Raw genomic sequence first — 18,195 nt, forward strand, 5'->3', positions numbered from 1 at the left:
CCATGCCTCCCACCCCACCCGAGCACCCCGAGGAGGCCCGCAGGGCCTCCAGGGGCGCGGGGAACTGCGCGACCAGCCCCAACGAGCCCGCACCCGACAACACCCCCAGGGGGCCCGGGGGCGAAGCCCCCGGAGGTCGGGAAAGGGCAGGGGCGGCGGGGGCGAAATCCCCCACGCGCACCCCCACCACCCGCACGCCCACCACCCCCCGCACCCCCACCCGCCTCCACCTCACCCTCTCCGCCACAGCCCTGGCCATCGCCCTCACCACCGGCGCGATAGCCGCGGGCGCAGCCCAACCCCCCACCGCCTCCCACCACACGACCACGACAACCACCACCCCCACCCAACAGCTCACCGGCGACGACCTCGCCGCCGGCATAGAAACCCTCCAGACACACCTCCGCGCCCAGCCCCAGGACCCCACCGCCTGGTCCACCCTCGCCCTCGCCTACGTGGAACAGGCCCGCACCGAGGGCGACCCCTCCCGCTACCCCCAGGCCGACAAGGCCCTCACCCGCGCCCTGAAGATCGACCCCCACCACGACCCCGCCCTCGCCGCCCACGCCGCCCTCGCCGCCGCCCGGCACGACTTCCACGGCGCCCTGACGTACGCCGACGAGGCCCTCACCGAGAACCCGTACAGCGAACGCGCCCTGTCCTCCCGCATCGACGCCCTCGTCGAACTGGGCCGCTACACCGACGCCTCGAAGGCGGCGGACCTCGCCGACTCCCGCCGCCCCGGCATCCCCGTCTTCACCCGCTACGCCTACGTCCACGAACTGCGCGGCGACGTCACCACCGCCCGCCGCGTCCTCACCCAGGCGCTCGACACCGCCACCACCCGCGGCGACATCGCGTACGTGGCCACCGCGCTCGGCCAACTCGCCTGGAACCAGGGCGAGTACAAAACCGCCCTGCACCACTACGCCCGTGCGCTCGCCGCCGACGACGGGTATCTGCCCGCACTCGACGGCCGCGCCCGCACCCAGGCCGCACTGGGCGACCGTACGGCCGCGATCCGCGGCATGGAACAGGTCGTGGCCCGTTCCCCGCTCCCCCAACCCCTCGTCGAACTGGGCGAGTTGTACGAGGAGCGGGGCGCCGAGGGCGACGCGGCCAGGGCCCGGGACCAGTACGCCCTGGTGCACGCCTGGGTCTCGCTCGCCCGCGCCAACGGCGTGGACGCCGACCTCGACACCGCGCTCGCCGCGGCCGACCACGGCGACCCCGGGGCCGCGCTCAAGGCGGCCCGCGCCGAGTGGCAGCGCCGCCACACCGTGCACACGGCCGACGCGCTCGCCTGGGCGCTGCACGTCAACGGCGAGGACGCCCAGGCACTGCCGTACGCGCGCCGGGCCACCGCCACCGGCTACCGCAACGCCTCCTTCCTCTACCACCGGGGCATGATCGAGCGGGCCGCCGGCCACCCGGACCGGGCCCGCGCCTCCCTGACGGCGGCCCTCGACCTCAACCCGGGCTTCGCGCCGCTCGGCGCCCGCACGGCACGTACCGCGCTGAAGTCCCTGGGGGCCGCCGAGTGAAGCCCCGTCATCGCGCGTTCGCCGCCGGACTCGTCACCGCCGTCGCCGCGCTCGTCCTGCTGCCCGCCGGGCAGGCGGCGGCGCATCCGCTCGGCAACTTCACCGTCAACCGGTACGACGGCCTGGTCGCCGCCCCCGGATCGCTGCGGGTCGACCACGTCGAGGACCTCGCCGAGATCCCGGCGACCCAGGCCGGGCCGGACATCGAACGGTCGGGCGGCCTCACCGGCTGGGCCCGGCAGCGGTGCGCCGAGGCCGCCCGCGGCAGCGAGGTGACCGTCGCGGACCGCGCCGCCCGGCTCACCGTCACCGCGAGCGCGGCGCACCGCCGCCCCGGGCAGGCGGGTCTGGACACCCTGCGGGTGGAGTGCCGGCTGACCGCCCCGCTGCCGGAGAAGGGCACCGTCCGCGTGGAGTTCCGCGGCGCGGGCGGCACCGCCTCCGGTCCCGGCTGGCGGGAGATCACCGCACGCGGCGACCGTACGACGCTCACCGGCTCCGACGTGCCCGGGAAATCCGTATCCCGCGAACTGACCACGTATCCGAAGGAGTTGCTGTCCTCCCCCGCGCACACCGTGCACGCGGCGTTCGACGTGCGCCCGGGCGGCCCCGCGCTGTCCCGGGAACGGCAGGACGACGCCCCGGCCGCCTCGGTGCTGCCGCGCGGCGCCGACCGCTGGACGCGTGCGCTGGACGACCTGGTGGCCCGGCACGACCTCACCCTCGGCTTCGCCGCGCTCGCCGTGCTGCTCGCGGTCGGCCTCGGCGCGCTGCACGCGCTCGCGCCGGGCCACGGCAAGACCCTGATGGCCGCGACCGCCGCGGCACGCGGGGGCCGGGCCCGGCCGCGGGACGTCCTGCCGCTCGCCGCGTCGGTGACGGTCACCCACACCCTCGGCGTCGTCGCCCTGGGCCTGCTGGTCACGGCCGGTTCGGCGGCGGCGCCGTCGGTGATCACCTGGCTGGGCCTGGCGAGCGGCGCGTTCGTCACCGCGGCGGGCGTCACCCTCGTACGCCGGGCCTGGCACAACCGGCATGGGCACGCACACGGACACGAGCACGGGCACGGGCACAGCCACACGCAGGACCACGACCACGACCACAGCCACGCACCCACCCGCCCCCGCGGCCACGCCCACCCCCACGGGCACGAACACACGCACGGAAACGGGCCCCCGCACACCCACCCCACGGCCCCCACCCTCCGCGGCACCCTCCTCCTCGGCTTCGCGGGCGGGCTCGTGCCCTCGCCGTCCGCCGTCGTCGTGCTGGTCGGCGCCGCCGCGCTGGGCCAGGCCTGGTTCGGGCTGCTGCTCGTCGTGGCGTACGGCGTCGGGCTCGCCCTGACGCTGACCGCGGCCGGCTTCGCCGTCGTCCGGCTCGGCGGCGGGGTGGGCCGGCTGCTGGACCGCCGCCCCCGCCGGACCGGCGGCGCGGCGGTGGCACTGGTGCGCCGGGCGGCGCCGCTGGGCTCGGCCTGCGTGGTCCTGGTCCTCGGCGCCGGACTGGTGCTCAGGGGGGCGGCAACCGCCCTCGGCTGAGCTACTTTGAACAGGCGTGGCAGGCGCACTCGACGCGACGGGGGGGGACGCCCGTGTCCGACGGAGAACCGGGCCATGAGCGGGTGGTCGCGGGACGCTACCGGCTGCTGTCGCCGCTCGGCGAGGGCGGCATGGGAACGGTGTGGCGGGCCCGTGACGAGGTGCTGCGGCGCGAGGTCGCCGTCAAGGAGGTGCGTGCCCCCGACGGGCTGCCGGTGCCCGAGCGGGAGCGGATGTACGCCCGGCTGGAGCGGGAGGCGTGGGCGGCGGCGCGGGTCGCGCACCGCAATGTGGTCACGGTGTACGACGTGGCCGTGGCGGACGGCCGGCCGTGGATCGTGATGGAGCTGGTCCGCGGGATCACGCTCGCCGACCTGCTGGACGCCGAGGGCCCGCTGCCGCCGCGCCGGTCGGCGGGGATCGGTGCCGAGGTGCTGTCCGCGCTGCGGGCGGCGCACGCGGCCGGGGTGCTGCACCGGGACGTCAAGCCGGGCAACGTGCTGATGGCGAACGACGGCCGGGTGGTCCTCACGGACTTCGGCATCGCCCGGGTCGAGGGCAGCTCCGCGCTGACCATGACCGGCGAGGTGATCGGCTCGCCCGAGTTCCTGGCCCCCGAGCGGGCGCTGGGCCGGGATCCCGGTCCCGAGTCCGACCTGTGGTCCCTCGGTGTGCTGCTGTACGCGGCGGTGGAGGGCGCCACGCCGTTCCGCCAGGACACCCCGCTGAGCACGCTGCGGGCGGTCGTCGACGACGCGTTGCCGCCGCCGCGCCTGGCGGGTCCGCTGGCGCCGGTGATCGAGGGACTGCTGCGCAAGGATCCGGCGGAGCGGATCACCGCCGGGCGGGCCGAGGACGGCCTGCGGGCGATCGCCGCGGGCGACACCCCGCCGGTGGCCGGAACGCCGTACCCCCCGACGCTCGCCGCCCTCCCGGACCCCGGCCCGCCGCAGCCGACGACGACGGCCGCACCGGTCACGGCCCCGCCCTCTCCCGCGCCTCCGCGCCGCGACCGCCGCACGGTCGTCGTCCTCGTCGCCGGTGTGCTCGCCCTCGCCCTGGCGCTCGCGGGGCTGACGTACGCCCTGCTCGACCGGGGCGACGACGATCCGGACACGAAGGGCGGCGGGGCGACGACGAGCGGGGCGGAGAGCGGAAGCGACGGCGGCGGTCCGCGACGGAGTGCGAGCGGGAGCGAGGACACCTCGAGCCACAGCGGTCGTACGACGTCGGCGGCGCCGCCCGCGCAGTCGGTGAAGGTGACGATCACCGGTGCCAACCCCTACACCGGGGAATGCGCGGCGGGCCGTCATGACCTCGACATCGAACTGGACGTCACGGTGAAGCGTGCGCCCACGACGGTGGAGTACCGCTGGAACACCTGGGACGGCCCGGTCTCGGGCTGGCGCACGAAGCCGTTCGACGCCGGCGGAAGGGGCGTGCGGTGGAAGGACTCCGTCAGCGTCCGCGGCAAGGACTCCGACGGCAGCATCTGGGCCGAGGTCCGCTCTCCCGTACGTGCCACCTCCAACTCCCTTGCCCTCTCCGTGAAGTGCGTCGATCACACTCCGTCCAGCAGTGACTCGTCCTCGTCCGCGTCCTCCTCGTCCTCCTCCTCGGACGGCTGAGGGCCCGCCCGCGTGGATCGCGGACGGGCCCCCGGGTCGGCGGAACCGGTCGGTCAGGCGAGGCTGTTCAGGACGGGCAGGTAGCCGCCGGACTGTCCGGCGGCGGTCGGGTGGTACGACTCGCCGATGTTGAGCAGGCTCAGGCTGTGCAGCCAGGCCGAGCCGGAGCACAGTTCGTGGCCGGTGAAGGTGGTGCGGACGTCGCCGAAGGCGAAGCCGTGGTCGGCGGCGCGCTTGGCGAGGGCGGCGTCCAGGTGGTCGGCCGCGTCGTTGATCGCGGCGCGCTTGGTCCCGGAGAGGCCGAGGCAGGTGGTGCCGAGCTGGTAGAAGCGCGGGTAGCCGAGGACCACCACGCGGGCGGCGGGGGACTTGGCGCGGATCGCGGAGTAGACGGTGTCGAGCCGGCCCGGGAGCGTGGAGTCGACGTAGGACTTGGCGGTGTCGATCCGGGCGAGGCAGTCGGCGTCGGACTGGAGCACACAGGTCGTCATGACGTCGGAGAAGCCCGCGTCGTTGCCGCCGACGCTGATCGAGACGAGGTCCGTGGCCGAGGTGAGGGTGGCGAGCTGGCCGGACATGACGTCACTGGTGGTGGCGCCGGAGCAGGCCGGGAAGCTGAACGAGGAGACCGAGTGGGCGGCCTGCCACAGGTAGGGGTAGGCCTTGGTGCTGCGCTTGCAGTCGCCGCTGGAGCTCAGATAGCTGCCCGAGCCGACGCCCGAGGAGTAGGAGTCGCCGAGGGCCACGTAGTCGGTGCCGGCCGCGACCGAGGACGCCTGCGCCGTGGCCGCCCCGGTGAGGGTGAGGCCGACGGCGAGGAGGAGTGAGGTCACGTATGCCGCGATTCGGGAACGTCTCATGGAACCTCCCTTTAGCAGGATCTCTGCCACCACCGTGGTAGCAGCTACGCGTGTTGACAGGAAGTGCTCATGCCAAAATTGTTGACGACTGTTCAACAGCGGTAAGGCGCCGGTCACCTGCGCGTAGGCGTCCGCGCGGGGACCGCCGGGGCGGTTCACCGGTACAGGTGACCGCGTGTCGTCGCCCGAGTTGACGTCCACTCAGGGGGACGACCGGGCACGGGCCGGGAGAAATCCGGTGCACGGGCCGCGTTCCTGACGGATCATGGCGACATGTCCGCGACCCCGTCCGAGAAGCCGCAGCCGCCCGTCCGGCAGCCGCACGACAACACGTCCGCGACCCCGTACAAGAACCCGTACGAGACCTCGTACGAGAACCCGTACGACGTCCTGCCGGTCCGGCTCAACGTCGACGACTCCGACTCCCCGTCCGACGTCGTCGACGCGCTGTTCCTCGGCCGTTTCGCGACGGGCGAGCAGCCCTGCGCCCACGCGGCCAACATCGACCGGGTGCGGTCGGGCGCGACCCTGCTGCCGCCGGGCGCCCGCGTACTGCGCACGGCACGCGACGACGACCGCAGCGCGACGCTCGCCGAGGGCGACGGCTGGACGCTGCTGATCTCCCGCTGGAACCGCGGTGCCGACGTCACGGTCACCGCGACCACCGCCGAGCTGGCGGAGCAGGTGCTGGCCCAGTCGACGGACGGCGCGGCCGACGAGCCGGAGCCGCAGCCGGAGAACGTCACGATGGGGTTCTGGTACATGTCCCCGCGGCGCGGCCCGCACCGCACCACGCGCCGGATCTCGGCGGGTTCGTGGGAGGAGGTGCGGGGCAACTACACCGCGCCGGTGGCCGAGGCGATGGACGGTCTGATGAAGACGACCCCCGAGGACATCGCGGGCCGGCTGCTCCTGCTGCACGGCCCGCCGGGCACGGGCAAGACCTCCGCGCTGCGCACGCTGGCCCGCTCGTGGCGGGACTGGTGCCAGGTGGACTGCGTGCTGGACCCCGAGCGGCTGTTCGGTGACGTCGGCTATCTGATGGACATCGCGATCGGCGAGGAGGACGCGGGCGGCAAGGGGCGGTGGCGGCTGCTGCTCCTGGAGGACTGCGACGAACTGATCCGCGGCGAGGCGCGGCACATGGCGGGCCAGGCGCTGTCCCGGCTGCTGAACCTGACGGACGGGCTGCTGGGCCAGGGCCGGAACGTGCTGGTGGGCGTGACGACCAACGAGGATCTGGAACGCCTCCACCCGGCCGTCGTCCGCCCCGGCCGCTGCCTGGCCCGCATCGAGGTGGGTCCCCTGACCCGCCCCGAGGCCCTCGCCTGGCTGGGCCCCGACGTCCCCGATCGCGAAACCGCCGTCCCCCGCGACGGCGCCACCCTCGCCGAGCTCTACGCCCTGCACCGAGGCACGAACCCCACGACGGTCCCGGACCAACGGGACGGAGAGTCGGGCCTGTACCTGTAGGGGTGCCCCGCAAGCGGCGCCCCCGCTTTCACGCGGCGCGGGGCGGTGTCGATGCGCGGATTCGCCGCCCGGGCGCGACGAGCCCCGGCGCACCCGCACCCGCGCCCGCCCACGAACCCGCCCACCCGGTGCTTACATACCTGTATGCCCCTCTTCGTCGGCACCTCCGGCTGGCAGTACAAGGACTGGCGGGACGTCCTCTATCCCCCCGCCCTCCCCACCACCCGTTGGCTGGAGGAGTACGCCACCCACTTCACCACCGTGGAGATCAACAACGCCTTCTACCGCCTCCCCACCCGCGACACATTCGCACGCTGGCGCACCCGCACCCCGCCCGACTTCGTCATCGCCGTCAAGGCCAGCCGCTTCCTCACCCACATCAAGCGTCTCCGCGACCCCGAGGAACCGGTACACCGCCTGATGACCCACGCCGCCGGCCTGGGCGACCGCCTGGGCCCGGTGCTGCTCCAGCTGCCCCCCACCCTCCGTGCCGACCCCGCCCTCCTCGACGCCTGCCTGTCCCACTTCCCCACCGGCACCCGCGTCGCCGTCGAACCCCGCCACGAGTCCTGGTGGACCCCGGCGGTCCGCGAGGTCCTCACCGCGCACGCCGCCGCGCTGTGCTGGGCGGACGTCCTCTCCCGCCCGGTCACCCCGCTGTGGCGCACCGCCGACTGGGGGTACGTCCGCTTCCACTCGGGCCGTGCCCGCCGCCGGCCGCACTACGGCCGGCAGTCCCTGTCGAGCTGGGTGCACCGCATCGCGGAGGCCTGGCCGGACGAGTCGGACGTGTACGCCTACTTCAACAACGACCCGCAGGGCGCGGCGGTCCTGGACGCGATGCTGTTCGCCCGGACGGCCCGGGCGGCGGGCCGGACCGTGACCCGCACCCCCCACCACCTGCCCCCGATGCGCCCCCGCCCCTCGCGCTGAAGGCGGCAGCCCCTGGTGGCCTGCCCTACCCCCCGTACGCCGCCCGCAGGGCGTCCCGGACGGCGGCCAGCGCCTCGTCCTCCCCCAGCCCCAGCCGCCGCACCCGCTCCGCGTACTCCCGCGCGGCCGTCGCGGCGGTCCGCTCCGCGGCGGAGCCGGCGGCGGCGACGTACGTCCCGTTGCGCCCCCGGGTCTCGATCACGCCGTCGGCCTCCAGCGCCCGGTAGGCCTTGGCGACGGTGTTCGCGGCGAGGCCCAGCGTCTCGGCGAGCCCGCGGACGGTCGGCAGCCGGTAGCCCACCGGCAACGCCCCCGACCGCGCCTGCTCGGCGATCCGGGCGCGCACCTGCTCGTAGGGCGCGCCGCCCTCCGTACTGTCGATGATGTCGATCTTCAGACTCACGTCCCGATTCTCGCGCAGCGCGGGAAATATTCGAAGGCGCCCGCGCCCCCGCTCCCCGTACCGTTCCGCGGCATGACCCCGACCGTGACCGTGCACGCCCTGCATCCCGACGCCGCCGACTGCGCGGCCTTCGCCCGCATCCGCGACGAGGCGCTGCCCTTCGTCCTGCTGACCGGCGAGGCCATCGCCTACAACCTGCGCCACGCGCATCCGGACTCCCACTACCAGCCGCTCCTTGCGAGGGTGGACGGCGAGGCGGTGGGCTCGGCCCAGGTCAGTGTCGTGCACGACAGCCCGCGGCCCGGCCTGGCGGACCTCAACATCTACGTACGCCCGGACCACGAGGGCCGCGGCGCGGGTACGGCGCTGGTGCGGGCCGCCGAGGAGCGGCTGCGGGGCCTGGGGGTGAGGGAGGTGTACTCCTGGGTGCTGGACTCCCCGTCGAACCGCGCGTTCGCCGAGCGGCGCGGCTACCGGGCGAGCCGCTCGGCGCACTTCCTCCGTCTGGGACTGGCGGACGGCTCCCTGCCGCCGCTGCAGCCCCCGCCGCCCGGCGTGGAGGTGCTGCCCGGCACCGCGTTCGCCGCCGACCCGCGCCCGCTGTTCGCGCTCGACGCGGAGACGCTGTCGGACGAGCCCAGCGACATCGACTACGAGATGACGGACTACGAGGACTGGCTGAAGGGCACCTGGAACCATCCGCTGACCAGCCACGAGCTGACGTCGGTGGTGGTCGTCGACGGCCGCCCGGCGGCGTTCACCATGGCCCGTACGAACGGCGGCACCCGCTACGGCACGGTGATGACGGGCACGGCCCGCGCGTACCGGGGCCGGGGCCTGGCCAAGCTCGCCAAGAACGACTCCCTGCACCGCGCCCGCGCCGCCGGCCTCACCGAGGCCCTGACGGGCAACGACGGCGGCAACGGGCCGATGCTGGCGATCAACAAGTGGTTCGGGTACGAAATCTGCGCGACGGAGGTGCGCCATGTCCGTACCCTCGCCTGACCGTGCCGCGCGCACGGTCGGGGTCGTGCTCCGGAAGGCGGGCCGCACGAAGATCCGCTACCCCGCGGAGCTTCTCGCCGACGACGGCCGCCGGATCACCGTACGGGCCCCCTGGTCGAACCCCGGCGTGCGCGACTTCGGCTTCGTCCGCTTCGCGCCGGGCGACGTCTTCACCGAGTACTACTGGCGCGACCGCTGGTACGCGGTCAAGGAGGTCCGCGACGCCGCCGGCACTCTGAAGGGCTGGTACTGCGACATCACCCGCCCCGCCACCCTGACCGGCACGGAGCTCGTCTCGGAGGACCTGGACCTGGATCTGTGGCGTTCGGCCGACGGCACGACGGTCCTCCGCCTGGACGAGGACGAATTCGAACAGAGCAATCTCTCCCGCACCGACCCCGAGGCGGCCGGGGCCGCGCTCCAGGCCCTGAACACCCTCGAAGCGCTGGCCCTGAGCCCCGCGTTCCCGGACCTCCTCAGCTGACCGCCACCACCGCGTACCGCTCGTCCGTCACCTCCCGCCCCCACAGCGGGGAGTCACCCGACAGCCGCTCCACCGCCACCTCCTCGACGAGGGGCGCGAGCAGCCCGGTGATCCGGTCCGCCGATATGCCGACCGGGCTCACCGTGCCCCACACCCCCTCGACCAGCACCATCCGGCCGCCGGGCCGCAGCAGACCGTGCCAGCGCCGCAGGGCGCCCGCCGGGTCGGGCAGCGTCCACAGCACATGGCGGACGAGCACCGCGTCGAAACGCCGCTCCCCCACGGGCGGCGCCGCCGCGTCCCCGGCCAGGAACTCCGCGTTCCGCCCCGCGAGCTTGGCCCGGGCCCGGTCGAGCATGGCCGGGGAGAGGTCGACGCAGGTGACGCGATGCCCCGCCTCGGCGGCGAGCAGCGACAGGCTGCCCGTGCCGCAGCCGAGGTCGAGCAGTTCACCGGGGTCGCCGGGCAGCCAGCGGCGCATCCGTTCGGCCCAGGCGGCGCGTACCCGCGGATCGCCGAGCCCGTGGTCCGGCTCGTCGTCGAAGGTGGCGGCCAGCGCGTCCCAGTCGTCACCGGTGGCCGGTCCGCTCTCACTGTGGGTGCTCATGGGGCCAGCGTGGCAGGTACCACTGACAGCCCAATCGTGACAAGCGCCACTGACATCGAGGGTGGGATGGGCCAGGCTCCGGGTAGAGGTCCAGCCCGCGGGAACGCGGGACCTGGTGATCTCGCTAGGAGGCAGCCATGCGCCGGACAACCGTGCAGAAGCCGCTGAGGAAGTCGGCCTCCCGCCGCGTACGGGAGGAAACCGAAGAACGCCCCGCCGAGCGCCCCGAGGTCCGCAAGGACATCCACCGCACCTGGTGGCCGGACGGCTGACAGCGCGCCGAAAAGGGGCGCAGGACCGCGACATCTGCGCGGCTCCGCCGCGGTGCGCGCGAGCAGCTACCGTGCCCCTTCAGGGGCGCGGGGAACTGCGCGAGAAGTCCCCACCGGCGGTCAGCCGACAACGCACCCCCGGGGTCCAAGGGGCGGAGCCCCTTGAAGGGATGGGAAGGGTAGGGGCGGCGGGGGCGAGAAAACCGCCTCCCACTCCCTCTCCCTGAGCCCAGCCTGAGCACTCCCTTAACGCGAGCATAAGGATCCCCTCCCCCCGCCCCGAACAGCGGCTTCCCCCGTCCTCCGCGGCTAACTTGCTGACCGCACCCGCCGCCCAGGACCCCGAGGAGCCCCCCATGCCCGCCCCCAGCCGCCGCCCCCGCCGCCGCACCACCGCCCTCGCCCTCCTCACCGGCGCCCCCCTCGCCCTGACCGCCCTCGCCGCCACCCCCGCCGCCGCCCACGGCACCATGGGCGACCCGGTCAGCCGGGTGGCCCAGTGCTACGCCGAGGGCCCGGAGTCCCCGAAGTCCGCCGCGTGCAAGGCGGCCGTCGCCGCCGGCGGCACCCAGGCGCTCTACGACTGGAACGGCATCCGCATCGGCGACGCCGCCGGCCGGCACCAGACCCTCATCCCCGACGGCAAGCTCTGCAGCGCCAACAACGACGAGTTCAAGGGCCTGGACCTGGCCCGCACCGACTGGCCCACCACCTCCGTCAAGAGCGGCGCGTACACCTTCAAGTACCGCGTCACCGCCCCCCACAAGGGCACCTTCAAGGTGTACGTCACCAAGTCCGGCTACGACCCCGCGGGGCCCCTCGCCTGGAAGGACCTGGACCTCGACCACCCGGTCGCGACCTCCACCGACCCGTCCCCGGTCAACGGCTTCTACACCTTCTCCGGCACCCTCCCCCAGCGCTCCGGCAAGCACCTGCTCTACGCGATCTGGCAGCGTTCGGACAGCCCGGAGGCGTTCTACTCCTGCTCCGACGTCGACTTCGGCGGCAGCGGAACCGCAACCAACGGCAGCAGCGACAGCGACAGCGGCGGCTCGGGCGGCGCGGCCCCCGCCCCGGCCGCCTCCGCCCCCACCAACGAGCAGATAGAAGCCGGCGCCGACAAGTCGACGATCGAGCACCACGGCCACGGCGACCAGGACGCCAGCACCTCGGCGGAGCCCCGCCCCGCCGACGCCAAGTCGGACGACACCACCGCCACCGGCACCACGACGGGCGGCGACACCACCGCCGAGGACACCTCGGCCAACCAGCCGAAGGCCGACGGCGCCACCGGCAACCTCGCCGAGACCGGCGCCGACGGACACACCACGTACGTCGCGATCGGCGGCGCCGCCGCCCTCGCGCTCGGGGCGGCGGCCCTGTTCGCCTCGGTCCGCCGCCGCGCGACCCACGCGGGCCGCCACGGCCGCTGACCGAGGCACCGCAGGACGACCCACCTGCCAACGACACACCCACCAGCGGGGTCTGCCCGGCGGCTCAGGCCGGGCAGACCCCGCCCGCGGTTCCGGGCCCAGCGGCCCGCCGACCGGCTCCGCACCCGCCCCCGAACGGCACGGACGTCACCACGTGGGCCGCACCGGCCCCCGCGGCGCCACCGTCAGCAACGCCCCCCGCAGCGCCCGCGCCCCCTGCTCCCCCAACCGCTCGGCCCACGGCCGCACCGCCTCCGCCGCCGCCTCCTCCGCCGCCCGCGCGCAGGCCCAGCCGCGTCCGGTCATCACCACGAGCCGCGCCCGCGCGTCCTCCGGATGCGGCCGGCGTTCGACGTACCCCTTGCGCACCAGCTCGTCGACGAGCTGGCTGGCGGCCTGCTTGGTGACCCCGAGGTGCAGCGCGAGGTCGGTGACCGTCGCCCCGTCCGGAGCGAGCCGGGTGAACGCGAACCCGTGGGCGGGCCGCAGCCCCTCGAAGCCCCGGGCGAGCACGCCCTCGTGGATGCGCTGGGTGAGTTCACCGGCGGCGGCGAGCAGGGCGGCGGACAGGGCCAGGGCCTCGGAGTTCTCCACGCAGGCATTAGAACACCCTTGACGAATTGGTCAAGCTGCTTGACCATGAGGGGGTCCAGATGGTCAAGCAGCTTGACCAAATAACTCCCACCCCTCTCCACCGGAGGTCCCCATGCCCGTCGTCCGTTCGTCCGAGGCCGTGGTCCACGAGGTCCACGGCGCCCGTTTCGTCTCGTACGCCGCCCCCCACACCGGCAGCAAGGAGCTGTGCGCCTGGCGGGTCGAGATTCCCGCCGGGGCCACGGCGCCCGCGCACACCGTCAGCCGGGAGGAGGTCTTCCACCTGCTCGACGGTGAGCTGCTGATCACCCTCGACGGGCGCACCGAGCGGGCCGTCGCGGGCGACGCCGTGGTCGTCAACCCGGGCACGACCCTCGGCATCGAGAACCCCGCCGGCCGCACCGCCGTCTCCTGGGTCACCACCTCCACCGGCCTGGAGGCGGAGCTCGCCGACGGCACCCGGCTCGCTCCACCCTGGGCAAACTAGCTCCGCGACCCGCGACGCGACAGGACTCGGCGGACTCTCGGCCACGGCGCGGAGCCCACCGGAACCGCGCGAGCACCCCCGCACACCCGCACTCGAACCGCTCCCGAACCACCCCTGAGCCACCCCCGACCCCCCTTTCCCGCAGGTGAGGCCCCGTTTGCGGGGTTCGTACGCGCGTTCGAAGGTGGAGGTAGGGTGGGGTAGGGAACGAATGTTCGAGTGGGGTGCGAAAGACGCGCCCGCGGGAGGTGGTGTCGTGCCGGCGTTCACGCATCTGCGCACCGCCTCCGGGTTCTCCCTGCGCTACGGCGCCTCACACCCCGAGCGGCTGGCCGAGCAGGCCGGTGAGCGCGGGATGGACGCGCTCGCGCTGACCGACCGGGACACCCTCGCCGGCGCCGTCCGGTTCACCCGCGCGTGCGCCACGGCCGGGGTCCGCCCGCTGTACGGCGTGGACCTGGCCGTCGCCCCGTACGGCCCCGCACCGAAGGGGCGCCGCCGCACCCCCGTCCGCGGCGGCGCCTTCGTGGACGAGTCCGCCCCGCGCGTCACCTTCCTCGCCCGGGACGGCGCCACCGGCTGGGCCGATCTGTGCAGAATCGTTTCGGCGGCCCACGCGGCCCACGGGGAGCGGCCCGGCGACGGCCCCCCGCTCCTGCCCCGGGACGCCAACCACGGCGACGGTCTCACCGTCCTCCTGGGCCCCGACTCCGACGTCGGCCGCGCCCTCGCCGCCGGCCGCCCCGACCGCGCCGCCCGGCTGCTCGCGCCCTGGCGCGAGACGTACGGCGCCGCCCTGCGTCTGGAGGCCGTCTGGCACGGCCGCACCGGCACCGGACCCGGCTCCCTGCGCCTGGCCGCCCGTACCGTCGGCTTCGCCGCCGAGCAGGGCGTGCGGCCCGTGCTCAGCAACGCCGTACGCTACGCCGACCCCGGCCTCGGCCCGGTCGCCGACGTCCTGGACGCCGCCCGCCGCCTGGTCCCCGTCGACCCCACCAAGGAGCTGGACTCCGGTGAGGCCTGGCTGAAGGACACCGCCGCCATGGCCCACGCCGCCGAGCGGATCGTGGAGGCGGCCGGCTTCCGCCCCGGGACCGCCCGCCATCTGCTGGAGCAGACCCGGGCCACGGCCGCCGAGTGCGTGGTCGACCCCGAGGACGACCTCGGCATCGGCACCGTCCACTTCCCCGAGCCCCACCTCGTCGGCGCCGACCGCCGCACCGCCCAGCGCACCCTCGCCTCCCGGGCGGCGGCCGGCATGGTCCGGCTCGGGCTCACCGGGCGGCGCGCGTACTGGGAGCGGATGCACCAGGAGCTGGACATCATCGCCCACCACGACTTCGCCTCGTACTTCCTCACCGTCGCCCAGGTCGTGGACGACGTGCGCGGCATGGGCATCCGGGTCGCCGCGCGCGGCTCCGGCGCCGGCTCCCTCGTCAACCACCTCCTCGGCATCGCGCACGCCGACCCCGTCGAGCACGGGCTGCTGATGGAGCGCTTCCTGTCCAAGCGGCGCCCGGTGCTGCCCGACATCGACATCGACGTGGAGTCCGCGCGCCGCATCGAGGTCTACCGCGCGATCATCGGCCGGTTCGGCGCCGAGCGGGTCGCCACCGTCGCGATGCCGGAGACGTACCGGGTGCGGCACGCGATCCGGGACGTGGGCGCGGCGCTGTCCATGGACCCCGCCGAGATCGACCGGATCGCCAAGTCCTTCCCGCACATCCGCGCCCGTGACGCCCGCGCGGCCCTCGACGAGCTGCCCGAGCTGCGCGCGCTCGCGGGCGAGCGGGAGCGGTACGGCAGGCTCTGGGAGCTGGTCGAGGCCCTCGACGCGCTGCCGCGCGGGGTCGCCATGCACCCGTGCGGGGTGCTGCTCTCCGACGCCTCCCTGCGCGGCCGTACGCCGGTCGTGCCGACCAGCGGCGAGGGGCTGCCGATGTCCCAGTTCGACAAGGACGACGTGGAGGAGCTCGGGCTGCTCAAGCTGGACGTGCTCGGGGTGCGGATGCAGTCGGCGATGGCGCACGCGGTCGCCGAGGTCGAACGCACCAGCGGCGACCGGATCGACCTGGACGCGGTGCCGCCGGGCGATCCGGCGACGTACCGGCTGATCCGGTCCGCCGAGACGCTCGGCTGCTTCCAGATCGAGTCGCCCGGCCAGCGGGACCTGGTCGGCCGGCTCCAGCCGGCCACCTTCCACGACCTGGTCGTCGACATCTCGCTCTTCCGGCCCGGACCGGTCGCCGCCGACATGGTGCGGCCGTTCATCGAGGCCCGGCACGGCCGGACCCCGGTCCGCTACCCCCACCCCGACCTGGAGGAACCACTGAAGGAGACGTACGGCGTCGTCGTCTTCCACGAGCAGATCATCCACCTCGTGCACACCCTGACCGGCTGCGGACTCGACGAGGCCGACCGGGTGCGGCGCGGGCTGTCCGACCCCGGCTCGCAGGGCCGCATCCGGGTCTGGTTCGCCCAGCAGGCCACCGCGCGCGGATACGACGCGGAGACGATCGCGCGCACCTGGGAGATCGTCGAGGCGTTCGGCAGTTACGGCTTCTGCAAGGCGCACGCGGTGGCCTTCGCCGTCCCCACGTACCAGTCGGCGTGGCTGAAGGCCCACCACCCGGCCGCCTTCTACGCCGGGCTGCTCACCCATGACCCCGGGATGTACCCCAAGCGGCTGCTGCTCGCGGACGCGCGGCGGCGGGGGGTGCCGGTGCTGCCGCTGGACGTGAACCGGTCGGGGGTCGCCCACCGTATCGAACTGGTGTCCGGTGGCGAGGGGCGTGCGGGCGCCTGGGGGCTGCGGCTCGCCCTCTCGGACGTGCACGGCATCAGCGAGGCCGAGGCCGGGCGGATCGCCGCCGGACAGCCGTACGCCTCCCTGCTCGACTTCTGGGAACGCGCCCGGCCCAGCAGACCGGTCGCTGGACGGCTCGCGCAGGTCGGCGCGCTGGACGCGTTCGGCGCCAACCGGCGCGACCTGCAACTGCACCTGACCGAACTGCACCGGGGCGCCCGCGGCGGGGGCGGCGGCCAGCTCCCGCTGGCCGGGGGCCGGCGCACCGCCTCCGCGGGGCTGCCCGACCTGTCGGACGAGGAACGGCTCAGCGCCGAGCTGGGCGTCCTCTCCATGGATGCCTCGCGCCATCTGATGGACGACCACCGTGCCTTCCTCGACGAGCTGCGCGTGTTGTCCGCACGACGGCTGCGCGACGCCCGGCACGGCGAGACGGTGCTGGTCGCGGGCGCCAAGGCGGCCACCCAGACCCCGCCGATCCGCTCCGGCCGCCGGGTCGTCTTCACCACCCTCGACGACGGCACGGGACTGGTCGACCTGGCCTTCTTCGAGGACTCCCACGACACCTGCGCCCACACCGTCTTCCACTCCTGGCTGCTGCTGGTGCGCGGCGTCGTCCAGCGGCGCGGCCCGCGCAGCCTGAGCGTGGTGGGCGCGGCGGCCTGGAACCTCGCGGAGCTGCTGGAGATACGCCGGCGGGAAGGGCTCGAGGGGGTGGCGGCCCGGCTGGCCGAGACGGGAACCGCGGGCGACGGCGACGGCCGTGACGGGGGCACCGGCGGCGGCCGGGTCCGGGCCGGGGCGGTCGCCGGGTCCGACGGGCTGCCACGCCCGGCCGGCTCCGCCGCGCCGGACCCGATGGAACGCCGGCGACGGGAACTGGAGCGGGCCGAGGAGGCCAAGGGGGAGCAGGGCGGGGACGACGACCGGGGCGACGGCCGGGGGCGGCGCATCCGGATGCCCACGGGGTACGAGATGCACCCCTGGGCCGATCTGCGCCCCGCGGGCGAGGGCCCGCCGGGCGGAAGGAAACTGTGGCACCAGAGTCCGGGGAGTGCGGGATGACCATCCTCTGCGTACGTTTCCAGCTGCCGCCGATGTACGAGGCGGCCCTGCCCGGGCTGCTCGGACTGCTGGAGGAGTTCACGCCCGTCGTCGAGGCGCTGCCGCCGGACACGGCGCTCGCCGACCTGCGCGGCGCCGAGCGCTACTTCGGCCGGGACGCCGTCGAACTGGCCCGGCTGTTCCGGGTACGGTCGCTCGCCCACCACGGGATCGACTGCGCGATCGGCGCCGGACCCGGCCCGATGCTGGCCCGCATGGCGCTGCGGGAGGCGGCGCCGGGCGCCGTCGTCGCCGTACCGGACACCGCGGACGGCGTGACCGGGTTCCTGGCCGGACGGCCCGTGCGGGCGCTGCCCGGCGTCGGCGGCGCCACCGCCCGCACGCTGTGCGAGTACGGGCTCGACACCGTGGGCAGGGTCGCCGCCGCGCCCCCGGCCACGCTGCAACGGCTTGTCGGCGCCAAGGCCGGCCGTGAGCTGCACGAGCGGGCGAACGGCGTCGACCGCGGCCGGGTCGTCCCGAACGCGGTCGCGCGCTCCCTCGCCACCGAACGCTCCTTCGACCTGGACGAACTCGATCCCGGCCGGCACCGGCGCGCGCTGCTCTCGGCGGCGGAGGAACTGGGCGTCCGGCTGCGCGCCACCGCACACGTGTGCAGGACGCTGACCCTCACCGTGCGCTACGCCGACCGCTCCGCGACCGTCCGCGGCCGGGCGCTCCCGGAGCCGACCGCGCACTCGGCGGCGCTCACCCGGACCGCCTACCGCCTGTACGAGGCGCTCGGCCTGCAACGCGCCCGGGTCCGCGGCCTCGCGCTGCGCGCCGAGGGGCTGACCCCCGCCGAGCGGGCCGCGCACCAGCTCACCTTCGACCCGGTGGACGAGAAGGTCCGCCGCATCGAGGAGGTCGCGGACCGGGTCCGGGCGAAGTTCGGCCCCGGAGCGATCGGACCGGGCTCACTGGCGGCGTGACGCCCCACGGCAGGTTCCTGGTACGTGGCGTGGTCCGCCGGCCCGCGACGAGTAGGCTGATCGTTCGCCATCGGTACCGGGGAGGTCGG

The 18,195-nt window shown here is 74.8% G+C and carries 16 protein-coding genes; 12 read left to right on the forward strand and 4 right to left on the reverse strand.

What is annotated here, in order from left to right:
* The first annotated feature begins 2 nt into the window (after window positions 1-2).
* From OIE12_RS06915 to OIE12_RS06925, 3 genes are read left to right on the forward strand one after another with little or no spacing between them, the layout of a single operon-like run.
* Window positions 3-1,544: a tetratricopeptide repeat protein gene (locus tag OIE12_RS06915; protein WP_329132797.1), complete on the forward strand. Its 1,542-nt coding sequence runs from the start codon at window positions 3-5 to the stop codon at window positions 1,542-1,544.
* A complete protein-coding gene (locus tag OIE12_RS06920) occupies window positions 1,541-3,085 on the forward strand; it encodes a HoxN/HupN/NixA family nickel/cobalt transporter (RefSeq protein WP_329132799.1) in 1,545 nt (514 codons plus the stop codon). Before OIE12_RS06915 ends, OIE12_RS06920 begins: the two co-directional genes overlap by 4 nt.
* Before the next feature lie 53 nt (window positions 3,086-3,138).
* Window positions 3,139-4,713: a serine/threonine-protein kinase gene (locus OIE12_RS06925; protein WP_329132801.1), complete on the forward strand. Its 1,575-nt coding sequence runs from the start codon at window positions 3,139-3,141 to the stop codon at window positions 4,711-4,713.
* Window positions 4,714-4,766: 53 nt separating this feature from the next.
* Here the strand turns inward: OIE12_RS06925 and OIE12_RS06930 are convergent, their stop codons facing one another.
* Window positions 4,767-5,573 (reverse strand): SGNH/GDSL hydrolase family protein, encoded by an 807-nt coding sequence (locus OIE12_RS06930; protein WP_329132803.1) that lies wholly within the window; start codon window positions 5,571-5,573, stop codon window positions 4,767-4,769.
* A 273-nt stretch (window positions 5,574-5,846) separates the two neighbouring features.
* Between OIE12_RS06930 and OIE12_RS06935 the strand changes: the two genes are divergently transcribed.
* Both OIE12_RS06935 and OIE12_RS06940 read left to right on the forward strand, forming a co-directional pair.
* Window positions 5,847-7,046 (forward strand): DUF5925 domain-containing protein, encoded by a 1,200-nt coding sequence (locus tag OIE12_RS06935; protein ID WP_329132805.1) that lies wholly within the window; start codon window positions 5,847-5,849, stop codon window positions 7,044-7,046.
* Between the two features lie 144 nt (window positions 7,047-7,190).
* Complete coding sequence (locus OIE12_RS06940) at window positions 7,191-7,979, forward strand: DUF72 domain-containing protein (protein ID WP_329132807.1); 789 nt, start codon at window positions 7,191-7,193, stop codon at window positions 7,977-7,979.
* A 25-nt stretch (window positions 7,980-8,004) separates the two neighbouring features.
* On the opposite strand, the gene OIE12_RS06945 is transcribed toward OIE12_RS06940, so the two are convergent.
* Entirely contained in the window at window positions 8,005-8,382 is a 378-nt protein-coding gene (locus tag OIE12_RS06945; RefSeq protein ID WP_329132809.1) for a GntR family transcriptional regulator, read from the reverse strand.
* A 72-nt stretch (window positions 8,383-8,454) separates the two neighbouring features.
* On the opposite strand from OIE12_RS06945, the gene OIE12_RS06950 reads away from it, so the two are divergent.
* Both OIE12_RS06950 and OIE12_RS06955 read left to right on the forward strand, forming a co-directional pair.
* Window positions 8,455-9,387: a GNAT family N-acetyltransferase gene (locus OIE12_RS06950; protein ID WP_329132811.1), complete on the forward strand. Its 933-nt coding sequence runs from the start codon at window positions 8,455-8,457 to the stop codon at window positions 9,385-9,387.
* Window positions 9,368-9,871 (forward strand): DUF402 domain-containing protein, encoded by a 504-nt coding sequence (locus OIE12_RS06955; RefSeq protein WP_329132813.1) that lies wholly within the window; start codon window positions 9,368-9,370, stop codon window positions 9,869-9,871. The genes OIE12_RS06950 and OIE12_RS06955 overlap by 20 nt, the downstream gene beginning before the upstream one ends.
* Here the strand turns inward: OIE12_RS06955 and OIE12_RS06960 are convergent.
* The gene (locus OIE12_RS06960) at window positions 9,864-10,478 is read right to left on the reverse strand and encodes a class I SAM-dependent methyltransferase (RefSeq protein WP_329132815.1); all 615 of its coding nucleotides are present in this window, start codon (window positions 10,476-10,478) and stop codon (window positions 9,864-9,866) included. The genes OIE12_RS06955 and OIE12_RS06960 overlap by 8 nt on opposite strands.
* Before the next feature lie 137 nt (window positions 10,479-10,615).
* Between OIE12_RS06960 and OIE12_RS06965 the strand changes: the two genes are divergently transcribed.
* Window positions 10,616-10,750: a hypothetical protein gene (locus OIE12_RS06965; RefSeq protein ID WP_329132817.1), complete on the forward strand. Its 135-nt coding sequence runs from the start codon at window positions 10,616-10,618 to the stop codon at window positions 10,748-10,750.
* A 356-nt stretch (window positions 10,751-11,106) separates the two neighbouring features.
* Entirely contained in the window at window positions 11,107-12,183 is a 1,077-nt protein-coding gene (locus OIE12_RS06970) for a lytic polysaccharide monooxygenase auxiliary activity family 9 protein (RefSeq protein ID WP_329132819.1), read from the forward strand.
* 147 nt (window positions 12,184-12,330) lie between these two features.
* Here the strand turns inward: OIE12_RS06970 and OIE12_RS06975 are convergent, their stop codons facing one another.
* A complete protein-coding gene (locus OIE12_RS06975) occupies window positions 12,331-12,777 on the reverse strand; it encodes a MarR family winged helix-turn-helix transcriptional regulator (protein WP_329132821.1) in 447 nt (148 codons plus the stop codon).
* 112 nt (window positions 12,778-12,889) lie between these two features.
* On the opposite strand from OIE12_RS06975, the gene OIE12_RS06980 reads away from it, so the two are divergent.
* The 3 genes from OIE12_RS06980 (at window position 12,890) to OIE12_RS06990 (ending at window position 18,106) form a co-directional block, all read left to right on the forward strand.
* Window positions 12,890-13,264 carry a cupin domain-containing protein gene (locus OIE12_RS06980; protein ID WP_329132823.1) on the forward strand — a complete coding sequence of 125 codons (375 nt, stop codon included), beginning with the start codon at window positions 12,890-12,892 and terminating at the stop codon, window positions 13,262-13,264.
* Between the two features lie 256 nt (window positions 13,265-13,520).
* Window positions 13,521-17,135, forward strand: coding sequence for a DNA polymerase III subunit alpha (locus OIE12_RS06985; RefSeq protein WP_329132825.1), 3,615 nt, complete (start codon window positions 13,521-13,523; stop codon window positions 17,133-17,135).
* On the forward strand, window positions 17,132-18,106 hold the full coding sequence (locus OIE12_RS06990; RefSeq protein ID WP_329132827.1) for a DNA polymerase Y family protein: 975 nt from the start codon (window positions 17,132-17,134) through the stop codon (window positions 18,104-18,106). The genes OIE12_RS06985 and OIE12_RS06990 overlap by 4 nt, the downstream gene beginning before the upstream one ends.
* Window positions 18,107-18,195 lie beyond the last annotated feature (89 nt).

Source organism: Streptomyces sp. NBC_00670 (assembly GCF_036226765.1).
Taxonomy (GTDB): Bacteria; Actinomycetota; Actinomycetes; order Streptomycetales; family Streptomycetaceae; genus Streptomyces.